The sequence below is a fragment of the Testudinibacter sp. 'clade 2' genome, from assembly GCF_006227735.1.
Classification (GTDB): domain Bacteria; phylum Pseudomonadota; class Gammaproteobacteria; order Enterobacterales; family Pasteurellaceae; genus Chelonobacter.
Genome location: NZ_VDHB01000001.1, coordinates 1 through 18,352, shown reverse-complemented (window position 1 = coordinate 18,352; position 18,352 = coordinate 1). Strand labels below are relative to the sequence as shown.

General features: G+C 44.6%; 17 protein-coding genes. 13 read left to right on the top strand and 4 right to left on the bottom strand.

What is annotated here, in order from left to right:
- Positions 1 to 26 precede the first annotated feature (26 nt).
- The gene (locus FHQ30_RS00085) at positions 27 to 1,241 is read right to left on the bottom strand and encodes a pyridoxal phosphate-dependent aminotransferase (RefSeq protein WP_139611288.1); all 1,215 of its coding nucleotides are present in this window, start codon (positions 1,239 to 1,241) and stop codon (positions 27 to 29) included.
- Between the two features lie 210 nt (positions 1,242 to 1,451).
- Between FHQ30_RS00085 and FHQ30_RS00080 the strand changes: the two genes are divergently transcribed.
- The 12 genes from FHQ30_RS00080 (at position 1,452) to prmA (ending at position 13,444) form a co-directional block, all read left to right on the top strand.
- A complete protein-coding gene (locus FHQ30_RS00080; RefSeq protein ID WP_139611287.1) occupies positions 1,452 to 2,738 on the top strand; it encodes an isochorismate synthase in 1,287 nt (428 codons plus the stop codon).
- A gap of 31 nt (positions 2,739 to 2,769) precedes the next feature.
- On the top strand, positions 2,770 to 4,476 hold the full coding sequence (gene menD, locus FHQ30_RS00075) for a 2-succinyl-5-enolpyruvyl-6-hydroxy-3-cyclohexene-1-carboxylic-acid synthase (protein WP_139611286.1): 1,707 nt from the start codon (positions 2,770 to 2,772) through the stop codon (positions 4,474 to 4,476).
- Positions 4,466 to 5,218, top strand: a complete 753-nt coding sequence (menH, locus tag FHQ30_RS00070; protein ID WP_139611285.1) for a 2-succinyl-6-hydroxy-2,4-cyclohexadiene-1-carboxylate synthase — start codon at positions 4,466 to 4,468, stop codon at positions 5,216 to 5,218. The genes menD and menH overlap by 11 nt, the downstream gene beginning before the upstream one ends.
- Positions 5,219 to 5,237: 19 nt before the next feature.
- Positions 5,238 to 6,095 (top strand): 1,4-dihydroxy-2-naphthoyl-CoA synthase, encoded by an 858-nt coding sequence (gene menB, locus FHQ30_RS00065; protein ID WP_139611284.1) that lies wholly within the window; start codon positions 5,238 to 5,240, stop codon positions 6,093 to 6,095.
- Positions 6,096 to 6,119: 24 nt separating this feature from the next.
- Positions 6,120 to 7,142, top strand: coding sequence for a PDDEXK nuclease domain-containing protein (locus FHQ30_RS00060; protein ID WP_139611283.1), 1,023 nt, complete (start codon positions 6,120 to 6,122; stop codon positions 7,140 to 7,142).
- Between the two features lie 10 nt (positions 7,143 to 7,152).
- On the top strand, positions 7,153 to 8,145 hold the full coding sequence (gene menC / locus FHQ30_RS00055) for an o-succinylbenzoate synthase (RefSeq protein WP_139611282.1): 993 nt from the start codon (positions 7,153 to 7,155) through the stop codon (positions 8,143 to 8,145).
- Between the two features lie 91 nt (positions 8,146 to 8,236).
- On the top strand, positions 8,237 to 8,683 hold the full coding sequence (gene aroQ / locus FHQ30_RS00050) for a type II 3-dehydroquinate dehydratase (protein ID WP_139611281.1): 447 nt from the start codon (positions 8,237 to 8,239) through the stop codon (positions 8,681 to 8,683).
- Positions 8,684 to 8,854: 171 nt separating this feature from the next.
- On the top strand, positions 8,855 to 9,310 hold the full coding sequence (gene accB, locus FHQ30_RS00045) for an acetyl-CoA carboxylase biotin carboxyl carrier protein (RefSeq protein ID WP_139611280.1): 456 nt from the start codon (positions 8,855 to 8,857) through the stop codon (positions 9,308 to 9,310).
- A gap of 112 nt (positions 9,311 to 9,422) precedes the next feature.
- Entirely contained in the window at positions 9,423 to 10,769 is a 1,347-nt protein-coding gene (accC, locus tag FHQ30_RS00040; RefSeq protein ID WP_139611279.1) for an acetyl-CoA carboxylase biotin carboxylase subunit, read from the top strand.
- 89 nt (positions 10,770 to 10,858) lie between these two features.
- Positions 10,859 to 11,125 carry a YhdT family protein gene (locus FHQ30_RS00035; RefSeq protein WP_139611278.1) on the top strand — a complete coding sequence of 89 codons (267 nt, stop codon included), beginning with the start codon at positions 10,859 to 10,861 and terminating at the stop codon, positions 11,123 to 11,125.
- Positions 11,122 to 12,582, top strand: coding sequence for a sodium/pantothenate symporter (panF, locus tag FHQ30_RS00030; protein ID WP_139611277.1), 1,461 nt, complete (start codon positions 11,122 to 11,124; stop codon positions 12,580 to 12,582). Before FHQ30_RS00035 ends, panF begins: the two co-directional genes overlap by 4 nt.
- On the top strand, positions 12,563 to 13,444 hold the full coding sequence (gene prmA / locus FHQ30_RS00025) for a 50S ribosomal protein L11 methyltransferase (RefSeq protein ID WP_139611276.1): 882 nt from the start codon (positions 12,563 to 12,565) through the stop codon (positions 13,442 to 13,444). The genes panF and prmA overlap by 20 nt, the downstream gene beginning before the upstream one ends.
- A gap of 100 nt (positions 13,445 to 13,544) precedes the next feature.
- Here prmA and FHQ30_RS00020 read toward each other — a convergent pair whose 3' ends face one another.
- Genes FHQ30_RS00020 through yihU form a run of 3 tightly spaced genes read right to left on the bottom strand, consistent with a single transcriptional unit; the run spans position 13,545 to position 17,405 of the window.
- On the bottom strand, positions 13,545 to 15,560 hold the full coding sequence (locus FHQ30_RS00020) for an alpha-glucosidase (RefSeq protein ID WP_139611275.1): 2,016 nt from the start codon (positions 15,558 to 15,560) through the stop codon (positions 13,545 to 13,547).
- 41 nt (positions 15,561 to 15,601) lie between these two features.
- A complete protein-coding gene (locus FHQ30_RS00015; RefSeq protein WP_139611274.1) occupies positions 15,602 to 16,483 on the bottom strand; it encodes an aldolase in 882 nt (293 codons plus the stop codon).
- Between the two features lie 37 nt (positions 16,484 to 16,520).
- Complete coding sequence (yihU, locus tag FHQ30_RS00010) at positions 16,521 to 17,405, bottom strand: sulfolactaldehyde 3-reductase (protein WP_139611273.1); 885 nt, start codon at positions 17,403 to 17,405, stop codon at positions 16,521 to 16,523.
- A 145-nt stretch (positions 17,406 to 17,550) separates the two neighbouring features.
- Here yihU and FHQ30_RS00005 point away from each other — a divergent pair.
- Positions 17,551 to 18,352: PfkB family carbohydrate kinase (locus tag FHQ30_RS00005; protein ID WP_139625139.1), on the top strand; the 802-nt coding region annotated here is incomplete at its 3' end.

The window sequence follows — 18,352 nt, the reverse complement described above, 5'->3', positions numbered from 1 at the left end:
GCGCAGTTTTTACTGATTTTGTTTGGTCACTGCCGATAATTTGCCAAAAACCGTGCGATTTTATTAATTGCATCTTCCAACTGAGTTACATAAGGTAGGGTGACAATGCGGAAATGGTCCGGTTGGTGCCAGTTAAAACCACGGCCGTGCACGATCAGTACTTTTTCTTGGCGTAACAGATCGAGCACCATTTTTTCATCGTCATACAGATTGAATTTTTTCATATCCAGTTTTGGGAACAGATATAACGCACCCATCGGTTTGACACAGCTCACCCCCGGAATTTGATTCAGCAGGTCATAGGCGAGATTACGTTGTTCTAACAAACGTCCGTTCGGCAAAATCAATTCATTGATACTTTGATAGCCACCAAGTGCGGTTTGAATTGCATGCTGCATCGGTACATTGGCACACAGGCGCATCGATGCCATCATATCCAAGCCTTCGATATAGCCTTTCGCCTTATCTTTCGGGCCGTTCAAAATCATCCATCCTTGTCGGAAGCCGCAGCTGCGATATGCTTTGGACAAGCTGTTAATGGTAATGGTTAATAAATCTGGCGCAAGGGAGGCAATGTGATGGTGTACTGCACCGTCATAGAGAATTTTGTCGTATACTTCATCGGCGAAAATCAGTAAATTGTGCTGGCGTGCGACTTCGGCAATTTCCAGTAGCACGGCTTTACTGTAGACGGCACCGGTCGGATTATTTGGGTTGATTAAAATAATGGCTTTTGTGCGTGCAGTGACTTTGCTTTTAATATCGGCGATATCCGGAAACCAGTCCGCCTGTTCATCACAGACATAATGCACCGCTTTGCCGCCGGAAAGGGTTACCGCTGCCGTCCAAAGCGGATAATCCGGCATCGGCACCAAGACTTCATCGCCATCATTTAATAACGCTTGCATCGACATGGTGATCAACTCTGAACCACCATTGCCGATATAGACATCGTTCACGGTGGAGTCCACCACCCCTTTGGATTGGTAATACTGCACCACTGCTTTGCGCGCAGAGTACAATCCTTTTGATTCGCAATAACCTTGGGCGGTTGGCAAGTTGCGGATAATATCGACTAGCACTTCATCCGGCGCATCAAAGCCGAACGGGGCCGTGTTGCCGATATTCAGTTTTAAAATTTTATGTCCTTCTTCCTCTAGGCGCACCGCTTCTTTGTGCACTTTGCCGCGAATATCGTAGCAAACATGTTCTAATTTATTGGATTTAGGGAAAATATTCATGGTTAACCCTTGATTAATGCGTTAAAAACAATCGATGAAAATGAATTTATTTACTCTACGCTTATTTGCGAAAAATGGAAAGATTTAGTAAATATTTATTTTAAAGTGCGGTAAAATTAGGGCTTTATATGCCGAATAGGTAAGGATCGAGGCACTGAATTATAGGCCTTCGATTACGACGATTGATAACTTAAGACAAGATTGGACGTTATGGACTGTTGGCAACAGATAAAACAACAATTAAGACAACGGTTGAATGCGCATGATTTCAGCGCGCAAAACTCAGCAATCAGCCAGTATCAGCTGGAATTTACGCCGGATTCAGCGAGCGACGATGTGTTGGCTTGGCTAAAAGGACAGTGCTGTTACCCGCAATTTTTTTGGCAAGCCAGAGAAAGCGCAACACAATGTGTCGCATTGGGACAGGTAAACTATTTTACCGAGTTGGCAGCAGCGCAAGCGTTTTTGACGGCCTATCCGGCGCAGCCGCTGCAATTGGTCGGCGGCTTGACCTTTGAGGGCGAGGCGCATTTTTATCTGCCGCGATTGTGGCTGGAGCAGCGGGCGCAAACATGGCACATCACCCTGACTTTGTCTGCGGATGATCAGCAAAGTGCGGTTGAGGCTTTCTTGCAAGGACTGTCTCCGCCTCTACCATTGAAACAGGTTCAGACAACATTAAGCCTTGAAACGCAGAATTACAGTGAAAATGAGTGGCAGGCGCTAGTTGGCGAAGCCTTGACGCATATTGAGCAGGGGCATTTTACCAAAGTGGTGCTGGCGCAGAAAAAAACGTATCGCAGCGATAGCGCAGTAAATCCCTATGATTTAGTGGCGCAGGCGCGTGTTCAACACGCTGATTGTTACTATTTTTTGTGGGCGCAAAATCCGGAGCAGGTTTTTTTAGGTGCGAGTCCGGAACGTTTGTATCAGCGTGAGGGGCAACAGTTGATCACCGAGGCGTTGGCGGGAACAGCGGTCAGCAGTGATGACCCTCAGCAAACCGAACAACAGCAACAGTGGCTGTTGCAAGACCGGAAGAATATTCATGAAAATCGCTTGGTGGTGGAGGATATTTGTGCAAAATTGGCGAATTTCAGCCAGCATCTGGATATTGAAAGTTTGACCAGTCGTAAATTAAGTTATGTGCAGCATCTGGTACGCAAAATTGCCGCTAAACTTTATCCGGATGCCGATGACAGCACCTGTTTGGGTGCAATTCATCCCAGTGCGGCAGTAGGTGGACTGCCGGATAGATCCGCCCTGAATTTTATTGCCAAGCGGCAAAATTTTCGGCGCGAGTGGTATGCTGGCACTTTGGGGGTGATGTCGTTGGCAAACAGTGAATTTTGTGTTGCGATCCGCTCAACCTTGTTAAATCAAGATAAAATAATGATTTTCACCGGTGCAGGTATTGTTGCCGGTTCCGTTCCCTTGTTAGAATGGCAGGAGATCGAACGAAAAGCAGCGGGAATCCTGTTGTTATTTCCGGCATAAAATTTCCCGTGGATAGAGATGGAGTAGAGGAATGTCAGTTGCGGTATTGAATCGCTGTTGGGCGAGAGTGGTTTTAGAAAGTATAGTGCGTAACGGGGTGCAGCATATTTGTATTGCGCCCGGTTCGCGTTCCACGCCGTTGACCTTGGAAGCGGTGCGACTGGAAGACGGGCATCGTGTAACCTGCCATACCCATTTTGACGAACGCGGCTTGGGTTTTTTGGCGCTGGGCTTAGCAAAAGCCAGCAATACGCCGATAGCAATTATTGTCACCTCCGGCACCGCCGCCGCAAACCTTTATCCGGCAATTATTGAAGCGACGCAAAGTGGGCATAATCTGATCGTGCTGACCGCCGATCGCCCACCGGAACTGATTGGCTGCGGTGCTAATCAAGCGATTCAGCAGCCGGGTATGTTCGCTGATTATCCGATCGCCGCGATCAATTTCCCGCGTCCGAGCGAAGATTATTCGACCGCGTGGCTGCTCAGTCGTATCGACCAGGCTTGTCATCAGCAAAAAATGCAGCATGGTGTAATTCATTTTAATTTGCCGTTTGCCGAACCCTTGTATCAAAGCGATGAAAGTGCGGTTCAGCACGCCGCTTGGTTAGCGGATTTTAATCGCTGGGCAGGTAAAAAACAGTCGTGGATTGAATATGCTGAGCAGCAAAGTGAGGTGCTGATTCACGAAAATTGGGACTACTGGCGCACCAAGCAAGGTGTGATTGTGGTCGGCAAATTGCCGCTGGAACAGAGCATGGGCATTTCCGCTTGGGCGGCGACCATGGGCTGGGTGGTGATCAGCGATATTCAGTCGGGGCTTGAGTCGTCATTGCCGTATGCCGATATTTGGTTGGCAAATGAAATTGTTCAACAAAAATTATTGCAAGCAGAAATCGTACTGCAATTCGGCAGTCAGATTATCAGCAAACGGGTCAATCGCTTCCTCGAACAATTCAAAGGTGAATTTTGGCTGATTGAGGCATCACAGAAAGATCTTGATCCATACCATCATCAACATACTCGTTTTAATGTGAAAGCACATCACTGGCTGCGCGCCCATCCACCGCTGCGCCAACGCCCGTGGTTGCTGGAGCCGCTGGCACTATCGCAATTTTGCGCCAGCTTTATCGAACAACAAATCGGCGGTAATTTAAACGAAGCGTCGTTGGCGCATCATGTCAGTCGTGTGCTGCCGAGCAACGGATCGTTGTTTTTGGGCAACAGCTTGTTTGTCCGTTTGGTGGATGCACTCTGTAAGCTGCCGGAAGGCTATCCGGTTTACACCAATCGCGGTGCCAGCGGAATTGATGGTTTGTTGGCAACCGCAGCAGGGGTGGCAATCGGCACTAACCAACCGCTGGTAGCGATGATCGGCGATATTTCAACGCTCTATGATCTCAACTCGTTGGCGCTGTTTAAGCAAGTCAAGCAACCGACGATCCTGTTTGTGATCAATAACAACGGTGGCGCAATTTTTGATATGTTGCCGGTCGATGAAAGCGTGAAAGAGCAGTTTTATCGTTTAGGACACGGGCTGGATTTCTCACAGGCAGCGGCAATGTTCAATATTAACTACAGCCGTCCTTATACCTGGGCGGATCTGAATTCGGTATTGAAACAGGCTTATGGGCGCAAAGAGACGAGCATCATCGAGATTAAAGTCAATCCGAACGACGGCAGTAAAATTTATAAATCGCTGATTGAACAAATTGCCGGAGCGCAGATTGGCAGTTAACGGCGAGCAGCCAAAGCCGTGTTTGGTTTTTCTACATGGTTTATTGGGCACGCAAGCCGATTGGCAGCCGATAATCGATCGTTTACCGCACTTTCATTGCGTTAGTTTAGATTTGCCATTGCACGGGGCGCAAAAAGCAGCAATTGTCGCTGATTTCGCACAAACTTGTCGTTATTTGGCAGAAAAAATCCAAAGTGCGGTGGGTGGCAACCCCTATTGGTTAATCGGTTATTCACTCGGTGGACGAATTGCACTGTATTATGCGTTGCAGGCGCAGATTGAACGTGGCCATTTGCAAGGATTGATTATTGAAGGAGCCAATTTAGGCTTGCATACGGAAGCCGAAAAACAAGCTCGCTGGTTGAGCGATCAGTCGTGGGCGCAGCGTTTCAGCACCGAGCCGCCAAGTGCGGTATTGAATGACTGGTATCAACAACCGGTGTTTAGCCACTTGAGTTTAGTACAGCGGCAAGCGTTAATTGAAAAACGCACACCCAATTGCGGCGTAAATATCGCGCAAATGTTGTTGGCGACCTCGTTGGCAAAACAGCCCAATTTAGTCGCTAAAGTGCGGTCAACGGATTTGCCGATTCATTTTTTTTGTGGCGAATACGATCAAAAATTTCGTGCACAAGCACAACAAAATCAGTTAAATTTAACCCTGATTCAACAGGCAGGACACAACGCCCATCTTGAAAATCCCGATGATTTTGCGGCAAAGCTGACCGCACTTTTAGTTTAAAATATAATAAGGAAACAGTATGTTATACCCAAGCGAAGCATTTTTATACGCCCCGGTCGAATGGCAGGATTGCAGCAACGGCTACAATGATATTTTATATCACAAATCTGCCGACGGTATCGCCAAAATCACTATCAACCGCCCGGAAGTGCGCAATGCGTTCCGTCCGCAAACGGTGAAAGAGATGATTACCGCCTTTGCTGATGCCCGTTTTGATGAAAAAATCGGCGTGATCGTGCTGACCGGACAGGGCGAAAAAGCATTCTGTGCCGGTGGTGATCAGAAAGTGCGTGGCGACTACGGCGGTTATCAAGACGAAGCCGGGGTACATCACCTAAATGTGTTGGATTTTCAACGCGATATCCGCAGCTGCCCGAAACCGGTGGTGGCGATGGTCGCCGGTTATGCGATCGGCGGCGGTCATGTATTGCATATGCTGTGTGATTTAACCATTGCGGCGGAAAATGCAATGTTCGGTCAAACCGGACCGAAAGTCGGCTCGTTCGACGGCGGTTGGGGCGCATCGTACATGGCACGCATCGTCGGGCAGAAAAAAGCGCGTGAAATCTGGTTCTTATGCCGCCAATATAACGCACAAGAGGCGCTGGATATGGGCTTGGTCAACACTGTTGTGCCATATGCCGATTTGGAAAAAGAGACCGTGCGCTGGTGTCGCGAAATGTTACAAAACAGCCCGATTGCACTGCGCTGTTTAAAAGCAGCATTAAACGCCGACTGCGACGGACAAGCGGGATTACAAGAGCTCGCCGGCAATGCCACCATGCTGTTCTACATGACTGAAGAGGGACAAGAAGGACGCAACGCCTTCAACCAAAAACGCGAACCGGATTTCAGCAAGTTTAAACGTAATCCGTAGTTTTCCTAAAAGGAATAATAATCTATGCCTATAACTGATTTAAGTGGTGATTACGCTGATTTATTACGTTCAGTGAAAGAACGAGTGCGCGATGCACAGTATAACGCATTGCGTGCTGCGAACTCTGCACTTGTTGAGCTGTATTGGGACTTAGGCAAGCTATTGGTTGAGCGCAAAGCTGATGAGGGATGGGGAAAATCGATTGTTCAGAAATTAGCGATTGATTTAAAGAAAAGTTTTCCTGATGTTACAGGATTTTCATCTTCTAATTTATGGCGAATGAAGGCTTTCTTTGAGAAATACTCAGCCTATGAAAAACTCGTGCCACTGGTGCGAGAAATTAGTTGGAGCCACAATCTTATTATTCTTGAACGCTGTTCAGATATGCAAGAACGCGAGTTTTACCTCAAAATGAGTCGAAAATTTGGTTGGTCAAAAAAAGTATTGACCCACCAAATCGAAAATCAAAGCTATGAAAAAGCGTTGCTTGGACAAACTAATTTTGATAAAACGCTGCCTGAAACCGTTCGTAATCAGGCGAAATTAGCTGTTAAAGATGATTATCTTTTTGATTTTTTAGATTTGAGTGAGCTACACACTGAATCAGCTTTAGAACGAGTATTGATTGCTAAAGTAGAGGATTTTCTGCGTGCGATGGGTGGAATGTTTGCCTTTATGGGAAGCCAGTATCGTTTAGAAGTGGATGGACGAGATTTTTTTATTGATTTATTACTTTTTCATCGTAAATTACGTTGTTTGATTGCCATTGAACTCAAAATTGGAGAATTTAAACCCGAATATATTGGCAAAATGCAATTTTATTTAACCGCACTTGATAATATGATTCGTCAGCCGGATGAAAATCCATCTATTGGGATTATTCTTTGTAAGGAAAAAAGCCGGACTATTGTTGAATATACGCTACACGATGCGAAAAAACCTATTGGTGTCGCAACTTATCAAATTACCCGAACTCTTCCTTCTGATTTAAAAGGGCAACTACCGCCACCAGAAGAAATTGTCGCATTATTGGAAGATATTCATTAAAGGAGTTGTCATGACCACTCGCAGTTATCAGCTTTATCGTTATTCAATCCCGGTCGATGCGCAGGTGGTGCTGCGTAACCGCTTTTTAAAACGGCGCGAAGGGCTGTTGGTGCAGGTGAAGTGCGGTGCGCATGAAGGTTGGGGCGAGATTGCGCCGTTGCCGGAATTTAGTGTTGAAACATTGGAACAAGCACAGGCTCAGACCGCACTTTGGTTGCAACAGTGGGACGAAGCACGCAGTCGTAATCAAAAATTAGCGCTAGACGGCTTATATCCATCTGTGCAATTTGGCTTGAGTTGTGCTTTGGCAGAGATGAAAGGCTTGCTAGGCGAAGAAGGGAATTATCAGGCAGCGCCACTGTGTTATGGCGATCCTGATGAATTGTATCAACAACTTGATCAAATGCCGGGCGAAAAAGTGGCGAAAGTCAAAGTCGGTCTGTACGAAGCCAATCGTGACGGTTTGATTGCCGATATGTTGCTGGAAGCAGTGCCGGATCTCAAATTACGACTTGATGCTAACCGCTCTTGGACACCGGCCAAAGCCCAGCAATTTGCTAAATACGTCAAACCAGAACATCGTGCCAGAATTCAATTTCTGGAAGAACCGTGCAAAACCCGTGACGAGAGCCGTCAATTTGCGGCGGAAACTGGGATTGCGATTGCGTGGGACGAATCGGTGCGCGAGGCGGATTTTGTCGTACAGGCGGAACCGCACTTGGCGGCAATTGTGATTAAACCGACTTTAGTCGGCTCGTTGCAACGCTGTGTCGACCTGATTCAACAGGCACAGCAACAAGGGATTATGGCGGTGATCAGCTCGTCGATTGAATCCAGTTTCGGTTTAACCCAGCTGGCTCGCATGGCGCAGCAATATACACCCGATGTGATTCCGGGCTTGGATACTTTGGATTTGATGGATTTTCAACTGATCCGCCGTTGGCAAGGTTCACAGTTACCGGTTGTAGAATTGGAGAGCGAATGGGTGAGCAAAGTTTTATAATTATCGCTGATATTCCCAAATCGAGTAGAATGTTGGTATAATCCTAAAATAGTCACGTGACGAAATTATTTATTTAAACGGAATAAAGAGCATGGCGCAAAAAATTCTTGTTTTAAACGGCCCAAATCTGAATATGTTGGGCAAACGTGAGCCGCAGCATTACGGCAGTCTAAGTCTGGCGGACATTGAACGGCAATTGCAACAACAGGCAACCGCACTTGGGCTGGAATTGGATTGCTTTCAAAGCAACAGCGAAGAAAAATTGATTAATAAAATTCATCAAGCCTTTGAACAGATTGATTTTATTTTGATTAATCCAGCGGCATTTACCCATACCAGCGTGGCGCTGCGTGATGCGTTGTTGGCGGTGAATATTCCGTTTGTCGAAATTCACCTGTCGAATGTGCATGCGCGCGAACCGTTCCGCCATCACTCTTATCTGAGTGACAAAGCGGTCGGGGTTGTTTGCGGTTTAGGCGCAAAAGGTTATCAATTCGGGCTGGAGTTTGCTTGGGATTATTTAAGCAAAAAACAGTGATTTTCGACAAAATTGCGCTAAAAGTGCAGATTTATATCGCAAATACGCGAAAATTCAGGTAATCTCTGCGTTTAATATAACCTGAATAAAATGATCGAAGTTTACCCTTTGTCGCAAAATTGATGGTAAAGCGATCAGTGTGATTTACATTTCAATCAGCGGAATCAAAACATGGATATTCGTAAAATTAAAAAATTAATTGAGTTGGTCGAAGAGTCGGGCATTATGGAAATTGAAATTTCCGAAGGCGAAGAGTCGGTACGCATCAGTCGTGGCACCCCGGCACCGGCAGCTGTGCAATATACTTTGCCTGCGGCAGCGCCTGTAGCCGCTCCGGCACCAACTGCTGCATCGGCAGCTGTAGCCGCCGCGCCGGTGGCGACCGAAATCGCAGGGCATGCCGTGCGCTCGCCAATGGTCGGTACCTTCTACCGCAGCCCTAGTCCGGAAGCCGCCGCTTTCGTTGAGGTCGGCAGTGTGGTGAAAGTCGGCGATGCGTTGTGTATCGTTGAAGCGATGAAAATGATGAACCGCATCGAAGCGGACAAAGCCGGGGTGGTGAAAGCTATTTTGGTTAATGACGGCGAAGCGGTTGAATTTGATCAATCGCTGATCATCATTGAGTAATCAATCTGCCTGTCGGTAATCGCTTTTGACCGCACTTTCGATCAAAGGCAAAGGATTCTCAACATAAAGAATTCTCAATATAAAGAACTTTCAACATTAAGCGGATAATCGTATGTTAGAAAAAGTTGTTATTGCCAACCGCGGTGAAATCGCATTGCGTATTTTGCGCGCTTGTAAAGAGTTGGGCATTAAAACCGTCGCCGTTCATTCTACGGCAGATCGGGATCTAAAACACGTTCTGTTGGCTGATGAACGTATTTGTATCGGACCGGCGCCCTCCAGTAAAAGTTATCTGAATATTCCGGCGCTGATTGCCTCAGCAGAAGTGAGCGGTGCCGATGCCATTCATCCGGGCTACGGTTTCTTGTCGGAAAATGCAGATTTTGCCGAACAGGTGGAGCGTTCCGGTTTTATTTTTATCGGTCCCACTGCGAATGTGATTCGCTTAATGGGCGACAAAGTTTCGGCGATCAATGCGATGAAAGCCGCTGGCGTACCTTGTGTACCGGGTTCTGACGGTCCGGTCGGCAGTGATGCCAAGAAGAATAAAGAGATTGCCGAACGTATCGGTTATCCGGTGATTATTAAAGCCTCAGGCGGTGGTGGCGGTCGCGGTATGCGCGTGGTGCGTTCTGCCAATGAGTTGGAAGAGTCGATTGCGATGACTAAGTCTGAGGCGAAAGCTGCGTTCAATAATGACGTGGTTTACATGGAAAAATACTTGGAAAATCCACGCCATGTGGAAATTCAAGTATTAGCCGATACGCGCGGCAATGCGGTCTATCTGGCGGAACGTGATTGTTCGATGCAGCGTCGCCACCAAAAAGTGGTGGAAGAGGCTCCGGCTCCGGGCATCAGCGAAGAATTGCGTCGTGACATCGGCAGCCGTTGCGCCAAAGCTTGTGTTGAAATCGGCTATCGTGGCGCCGGTACTTTTGAATTCTTATATGAAAACGGTGAGTTCTATTTTATCGAAATGAACACTCGTATTCAGGTTGAACATCCGGTCACGGAAATGATCACCGGTATTGATTTGGTCAAAGAGCAGTTGCGCATTGCTTCCGGTTTGCCATTGTCGTTTACTCAAGACGATGTAAAAGTGAAAGGACATGCGATTGAATGCCGTATCAATGCCGAAGATCCGCGCAACTTCCTGCCGTCGCCGGGCAAAGTAACCCGTTTGCATACGCCGGGTGGTTTTGGTATTCGTTGGGATTCCCATATTTATGATGGTTACACCGTGCCACCGCACTATGATTCCATGATTGCCAAGTTGATCAGCTACGGTGAGAATCGTGCCGAAGCGATCAGCCGAATGCGTAATGCGTTGTCGGAAGTGATTATCGAAGGGCTAAAAACCAATATTCCTATTCACGAATTGATTATGGACGACCCAAATTTTCAACAAGGTGGCACAAATATTCATTACCTTGAGAAAAAACTCGGTATGCATGATTAATCCGATGTAGAAATCAGTAATAAAATGAAGTGGAATCAAATGGTTCCACTTTTTTCTTTCATGCTGTTCTTTTTGTATGAGGTATTCATATGAAGTTGCAAGAAAAGTATCAACAAGCCAGTAAAGAAGCCCGTTGGGCTTTGGGTTTAAGCATATTATATGTGATCGGCTGGTGTTTGTGTGCCTATTTGCCGAGTGGCACAACTGGACCAATTGGTTTCCCACTCTGGTTTGAGCTTGCCTGTATCTACCTGCCGGTTTTATTTATTGTGGTTGCCTATTGGGTGCTGCGCATTGTCTATCAGGATTTTGATTTGGATAATCACAGCGACGGCGAGCAGGAGACTAAATCATGAATTTAGGCATCATATTTCCGTTGGTCATCTATCTGGCGTTTGTATTTGGTGCAGCAATCTATGCTTATGCTAAGCGCTCGAAAGGGGATTTTTTAACCGAATATTATGTCGGCAACCGCTCGATGACGGGCTTTGTGCTGGCGATGACCACCGCCTCAACCTACGCCAGTGCCAGTTCGTTTATCGGTGGACCAGGAGCGGCGTATAAATTCGGCTTGGGCTGGGTGTTGTTGGCGATGATTCAAGTACCGGCAGTCTGGTTGGCGCTGGGAGCGCTGGGCAAAAAATTTGCGCTGCTGTCAAGAGAGAGCAAGGCGCTGACCATTAATGATCTGCTATTGCACCGTTACAAAAATAAATATCTGGTATGGATTGCCTGTTTTGCCTTGTTAATCGCTTTTTTTGCCGCAATGACCGTGCAATTTATCGGTGGTGCGCGCTTACTGGAAACTACCATTGGTATCAGTTATACCCAATCGTTACTTATTTTTGCGCTAACAGTCGGGATTTACACCTTTATCGGCGGTTTTCGTGCCGTAGTGTTGACTGATACCATTCAGGGTACCGTAATGATTTTAGGCACTTTTATTTTATTGTTTGCGGTGATTTATGCTGCCGGTGGTGTCGAAAGTGCGGTTGCCGCCTTGACTGCCACCGATCCACAACTGGTCAGCCCTTATGGACCGAATGAGATGCTGGATTTTCAGTTTATGGCGTCATTTTGGATTTTAGTCTGCTTTGGCGTGGTCGGGCTGCCGCATACAGCGGTGCGTTGCATGGCGTTTAAAGACAGTAAAGCATTACATGGCGGCATGTTGATCGGGACTATCGTATTGACGATTGTTATGCTCGGCATGCATCTTTCCGGTGCGCTAGGTCGGGCGATCTTACCAGATTTGACGATTCCGGATCAAGTCATCCCAAGCCTCATGCTGCAAGTCTTGCCGCCGATTGTTGCTGGGATCTTTCTGGCAGCGCCAATGTCGGCGATTATGTCGACCATTGATGCGCAATTGATCCAATCTTCGGCGATTTTCGTTAAAGATATTTATTTATCAGCGAAACCGGAAATGGCGAATAATCAGAAAAAAATCGGGCTTTTCTCATCAATGGCAACACTGATTTTGACCGCACTTTTGATTTTAGCGGCACTCAATCCGCCGGATATGATTATTTGGTTGAATTTATTTGCGTTTGGTGGTTTAGAAGCGGCATTTTTATGGGTGATCGTGTTGGGTTTATATTGGGATAAAGCCAATGCCTACGGTGCGATCGCCTCAATGACAGTCGGGTTGGGCAGCTATGTGTTGCTGACCGTTCTTTCACTCAAATTATTGGGATTCCATGCTATCGTGCCATCACTGGTGTTCGGCTTAATTGCCTTCTTGGTTGCCAATAAACTCGGTGAAAAACAGGATCAAAAAAGAGGAAAAACAGATGCCTTGGGTACAAATTAGAATCAACAGTAACGATAAACAAGCGGAGAAAATCAGTGAAACACTGGAAGCGCTGGGCTCAGTGTCGGTGACCTTTGTTGACAGTCAAGACACACCGGTGTTTGAACCGTTGCCGGGCGAAACCCGTTTGTGGGGTAACACCGATGTGATAGCGTTGTTTGATGCAGAAACCGATATGCAGCAAATTGTTGCGGAATTGACTGCACTGCGGATCTTAACCCCAGCGGTCAGTTATAAAATTGAGCAGATTGAAGACAAAGACTGGGAGCGGGAGTGGATGGATAATTTTCATCCGATGCGCTTTGGCGAACGGTTGTGGATTTGTCCGAGCTGGCGCCCGGTACCGGACGAAAGTGCGGTCAATGTCATGCTCGATCCGGGGCTTGCCTTTGGCACGGGCACTCACCCTACCACCGCACTTTGCCTGCAATGGTTAGATGGCTTGGATCTCAATGACAAAACCGTCATCGATTTTGGTTGCGGTTCTGGCATTCTGGCAATTGCTGCGTTGAAGCTTGGTGCGAAACAGGCAATCGGTATCGACATCGATCCGCAAGCTATCCTTGCCAGCCGTGATAATGCCGAACGCAACGGCGTAGCCGAGCGCTTGCAGCTCTTCCTCGCCAAAGATCAACCGCAAGATTTACAAGCCGATGTGGTAGTGGCGAATATCCTTGCCGGTCCACTGAAAGAGCTTGCCGAACCGATCATCGCATTACTCAAACCGAATGCAGATCTAGGGCTATCCGGCATTCTCGCCAACCAAGCACAAGCCGTATGCGAAGCCTATCAAAACCAAGTGCGGTTAGAACCAGTGGTGGAGCGGGAAGAGTGGTGCCGGATTACTGGGAATAAATACTAAAATGTATTTGTTGGATATAGCAGGCAAACATATCACTATTTTGCCTGCTATATTATGTAATTACTCTGGGCTAAAAATGCTGAGAAATAATGAGTAAATGCTATTCAATGTTTACAATATCATCAAAGAGTGTTGCCCATTCACTATCTTTTCTATAAAAGAGCGGTGGTTGTCCTATTGGAGCGGGAACAAGAATATATTGTCCGCCGCGGATTTCTCGTTTATCCCACACATAGACCCAAGTTTCACCTGCTGGTAAATATACTTTCCATTCATGTACAGCTTGTTTGTGAACAGGGGCAACAAGTAATTCTGAACCATAAAGATATTGATCCTGAATATCGTAAGTATTCAAGTCGTTTTCAAAGTGCAAGAATAGCGCCCTTTGTATTGGATAGCCTTTGGTGTGGGCTTCATTTGAGAAATGCTTCAAATATGGTGTTAAATGTTTATAGATTTTAACCATTTTAGCCAAATGAGCCATGGTAGCTATATCATGATCAAACTGAAAATTCTCATCGGGCCGATTGCATTCATGCGTTCTCATCATTGGTGTGAATGCAGCCATATCTACCCAGCGTTCAAATACTTCTTTTGTTCGTCGATTTCCGAAAAGGCTGGTATACCCACCTATATCACTATGGTGATATGCATTGCCTAGGATTCCTGATGAAAGTGCGCCGCAAATAACGGTATTAAGCCCATCATGGCGGGAGAAATCTACACATTGATCTCCAGCCCAGAGCATAGGACAGTATTTTTGCGTATTGGTAAAGCCGGCTCTCATGAAATACATCACTTCGCCGGTTAACTCTCTTTCAGCTACGGCTTCCGCATTAACGCTTGCCCAAAGAGGCGGCCAAGCATTATGCATTATTGTTGAGCTAACACCATTGGCTAAAAATAAATCCTCAGTTGGCAAGTATTCGCCAAAGTCAGCCATCCATCCAGATACGCCGAGATCTAGCATATTTTTTTGAATAATCTCTTTTTTAAACCACTCTCTCGTTTCTTTATTGGTAAAATCTAATACTCCACAGTTAAATTCTCCAAAATCAACTAAAGCAACTTCACCTTTACTATTAAGAGCAAATAATGATTTTTCTTTTGCAATAGGGAATAACTCCCCATCTTCACATAAATATGGACTAACATAAGCAAGAAAACGAATATTTTTTTCTTTAAGTGTTTGAATTCGATTATCTAAGTTGGGATAACGGTTTTTACTCCATTTCCAATCCCAAAAAAGCCTTTTACCAAAAGAAGTTTCTCGTATTCCTGCCCAATCCTCACACCATAATCCGGCGACGGGAATTCCAGATTCAACAGCATTTTCCAATCTGGAAAAGGAATTTTCCTCGCCACCTTTTAACCCAAGAATAACGCCATTGTAAATCCATTCAGGCAATTCAGGCTGTCTGCCAAAGCGGAGACTCAGCTTTTCTACGAGTTCTAAAAAAGTCGGAGCAGTAAAAAACTCGATTGACTCAGGGATTTCCCACACTTGTAATTCATGATATGTTTGATTCCTAAAATCAAAATCAGCGTAAGCACTACTATTAATATGACAGGCGTAATGTTCGGAGGAAACAAAAGTTGGCTGCGGGTAGTTAGTATTATAATAATCTCCTCCAGCCTTATTATATTTATCCGATAAGAAAGTGAGCTCTGTTGATTTATCTCTACCAACACCAGGCTCGGAAGTCCATAATGGAAAATGACGTCCCCGTAGGTTGAAATAAGACATTTGTTCACCACAACCCCAAACTTTTTCAGATTCGGATGAGCTAAGTTTAATCCAGAAACGGTTTAGGGTGGGATTTTCACTTTTCATGGTTAATATTGATTTACCATCCTCTAATGAAGAATACATGAGAATTAATAGCGGAGGTGTATTATGTTGATATGAAAGTTGGATTTGATTGTTATCAAATTGACAATGAGTCAAAGGAATTTTTTTCATTAAAATATCTTGTATATCGAAATTTCCTCGATAAGCTGATATTTTTTCTTGCCCCACCCCGACAAAAAATGCAGGGTTATCGCTGGTATGATTCAGTAATATCCTATCATCTTGAATGATTTGAAATCCATTTTCGATGTATTTTAGCTTCATAAACTACCTCATTTATCTGATTAAATTAAGAGTTTAATGAATTATCTTGATGCCATAATTTCATCAACAAGAGTGCCTAGATATTGCATTCTAGGAGCCGAAATATCACGCAACATGAGTTCAGTATCAGGTAAGCCTATAGTTGAAGCCCAAATTGCACGTCCGGCAAGAAAACCAGAGGCACCAGATTGCATCGCTATTCGGACTGCTCGGCAGAATAGATTTTCATGAATGCCTGAGGATAAAATAACCCAAGGAATATTAATATTATCGTTTAACTTTTTAGCTGCATCTAGCAGTGTTTTTGATTCACCTTTACCAAATAGCGGCATTTCTCCTTTGTACAAATCGGAACCGAGATCGCCTAGTTCTTTTGCAGCATTTAAGATACATTGTTCACGATCAAATTTATCACCAATTCTAGGAGGTCTTACGACGGGCTCAATAATGCTAAGTAGTCCGGCAGAGTGACATTTTTGATTAAACTCTTTTACCATTTCGATCCGTTGTTGTGCATCTTCATCTTGACGCCACAGGATAAGAAGCTTTAATGCTTTACCCCCGTTTTGTTTTACTTCTTGAGCATCAATATTTGGATCAATACATACATTATCAACAGGAATACCGTTTCCGGGAATGAATAAATCTCCTGCAACAATTAATGCTGAATTATCAGAAATAGCTTTTTGCTTAACGATCTCTGAGTAACAAAATTGATTATCTACTAATACGGCAGAAGCATATGGTGAGATGATTTTGGCTGCGTTGACTTTAAAATCAGTTAATATATTATCCGCAATAGGCTGCTTCATGCCTGAGGCTGCGAACATATTTCTCATCGCTTCTCGTTGATCAACGGCTAGCATTGCAAAACCGCCAGAAGGTCTAGCAATATCTTTCAAAGTATAAGAATCATTAGTCATTTTAGAATCTCCTATATTATACGGTTATAGTAATTTGTTATTTTTTTAAGCCTGAATTAATTCGAGCTTGCTCCAGTATCGCTGTCCAGTCTTGTTTGCCTCTGCCCATAGCTCTTGCTTGGTTATAGATTTCTCGGGCTGCAGCGCCCATAGATAGCGGAACGTGTAATTGATTAGCGACATCAGTAGCTATTCCTAAATCTTTATGTGCGAGTTCTATCATAAAAGCAGGGGTTAAATCATTTTGTAATACTTTATTAGCCCAGGTTGTTGTGAAGTGACTCTTAATTGCAGGGGTTCCTTTCATTACTTCTATTGCGATGTCCAAGGGAAGCTCTAATGCTTCGCAAAGTGTTGCCGCTTCGGCAGATAAGGCATTGAGTGAAATACTCATAAAGTTATTAATTAATTTAACTCTGATTCCTCTTCCTGGACCTCCGGCATTTATTATTTCTGACCCCATACAGAGCAGTATCGGTGAGGAGCGCTCAATTTGCGATGGCGTTCCTCCGGCTAAAATTAGTAGTGTTCCTGCGATTGCATTATCTGAGGTTCGCCCAACAGGTGCGTCCATAAACTCAATATTGTATTCTGCCAATCGATTACGTAAGCTGTCGCTTTCTAGCGGATGGATAGTTGACATGTCAATTATTAAGCTGTTTTTATCCATAGAATGGATAATTCCATCTTTCCCAAAGATCACGTTCTCAACTAACTTTCCGTTAGGCAACATAGTAATAATAAATTCACACCCTTTTACAGCCTCTTTGGGGGAAATTGAACTGTGTGCACCGAGAGATTGTACTTCGGATATTGCTGTTTTATTAATATCGTAGACGTTTAGCGAATGCCCTTTTTTAATGAGATTGGAAGCCATTGGTTTGCCCATTTGACCAAGACCTATAAATGCTATATTAGACATTTTAACTCCTTTGTGTTCGATTTTTTTCGTTTGTTATCATATTTGTAATTTTTAGTTAAGTAAAGTGACCGAGATCACTTTTTTTAAAATTATAATTCAGTACAATTTGACTAAAATTTGGTATAAACTTGTGAGGGAAAAAATAATGATAAAATTGGCATGCGTCGGTATAGCGGTACAGGATAGAATTTATTATTTAGATAAATTGCCTGCTGCAGGAGGGGGAAAATTTGTTGCGCATAGTTACAAAGAGGTCGGCGGAGGGCCTGCTGCCACAGCTGCAGTTACGATAGCAAAACTAGGTGCCAAAGTAGATTTTATTGGTCGCTTAGGAGATGACAACATAGGTAGTGCCATTATTTCAGAATTAAATAGCTATCAGGTCGGTACAGGTAAAATTAAAGTGTATGAAGCTGCCAAGTCATCTCAATCGGCTATTTTTGTTGATAATAATGGCGAAAGAGTGATTGTTAATTATCCAAGTCCTGATCTTTTAAATTGTACGGATTGGTTGGAAGAGATTGATTTTACTCAATATGATTTGGTTCTATGTGATGTCAGATGGCATGAAGGTGCAGAATATTGCTTGCGAAAAGCGAAAAACTTAGGAATACCGACAGTGCTTGATGCTGATATAACTCCGCAGAGTATAGTATCTTTAGTCAAATTAGCAGAGCATGCAGTATTTTCTGCACCCGGCCTAGAAAAAATGACAAATGAAAAAGATATGAACCGTGCTTTGGCAATGGCAAAGAAAATTTGTGCAGGTACAGTATATGTGACGAAAGGTAGTGAGGGGTGTGATTGGATTAAAGACAATTCACAAACTAGCTTTAAAGGGTTCAAGGTAGAAGTCGTCGATACGACGGGAGCCGGGGATGTATTTCATGGTGCGTTTGCTTTTGCAATTGCTAATAATTATTCTATAGATAAAGCAATTATATTTG

Coding starts and splice junctions, on each gene's coding strand:
- menD (WP_139611286.1), top strand. CDS start 2,770: ATGTCAGTTGCGGTATTGAATCGCTGTTGGGCGAGAGTGGTTTTAGAA.
- FHQ30_RS00035 (WP_139611278.1), top strand. CDS start 10,859: ATGAAGTTGCAAGAAAAGTATCAACAAGCCAGTAAAGAAGCCCGTTGG.
- menB (WP_139611284.1), top strand. CDS start 5,238: ATGTTATACCCAAGCGAAGCATTTTTATACGCCCCGGTCGAATGGCAG.
- accC (WP_139611279.1), top strand. CDS start 9,423: ATGTTAGAAAAAGTTGTTATTGCCAACCGCGGTGAAATCGCATTGCGT.
- menC (WP_139611282.1), top strand. CDS start 7,153: ATGACCACTCGCAGTTATCAGCTTTATCGTTATTCAATCCCGGTCGAT.
- yihU (WP_139611273.1), bottom strand. CDS start 17,405: ATGTCTAATATAGCATTTATAGGTCTTGGTCAAATGGGCAAACCAATG.
- prmA (WP_139611276.1), top strand. CDS start 12,563: ATGCCTTGGGTACAAATTAGAATCAACAGTAACGATAAACAAGCGGAG.
- panF (WP_139611277.1), top strand. CDS start 11,122: ATGAATTTAGGCATCATATTTCCGTTGGTCATCTATCTGGCGTTTGTA.
- accB (WP_139611280.1), top strand. CDS start 8,855: ATGGATATTCGTAAAATTAAAAAATTAATTGAGTTGGTCGAAGAGTCG.
- aroQ (WP_139611281.1), top strand. CDS start 8,237: ATGGCGCAAAAAATTCTTGTTTTAAACGGCCCAAATCTGAATATGTTG.
- FHQ30_RS00085 (WP_139611288.1), bottom strand. CDS start 1,241: ATGAATATTTTCCCTAAATCCAATAAATTAGAACATGTTTGCTACGAT.
- FHQ30_RS00020 (WP_139611275.1), bottom strand. CDS start 15,560: ATGAAGCTAAAATACATCGAAAATGGATTTCAAATCATTCAAGATGAT.
- FHQ30_RS00080 (WP_139611287.1), top strand. CDS start 1,452: ATGGACTGTTGGCAACAGATAAAACAACAATTAAGACAACGGTTGAAT.
- FHQ30_RS00015 (WP_139611274.1), bottom strand. CDS start 16,483: ATGACTAATGATTCTTATACTTTGAAAGATATTGCTAGACCTTCTGGC.
- FHQ30_RS00060 (WP_139611283.1), top strand. CDS start 6,120: ATGCCTATAACTGATTTAAGTGGTGATTACGCTGATTTATTACGTTCA.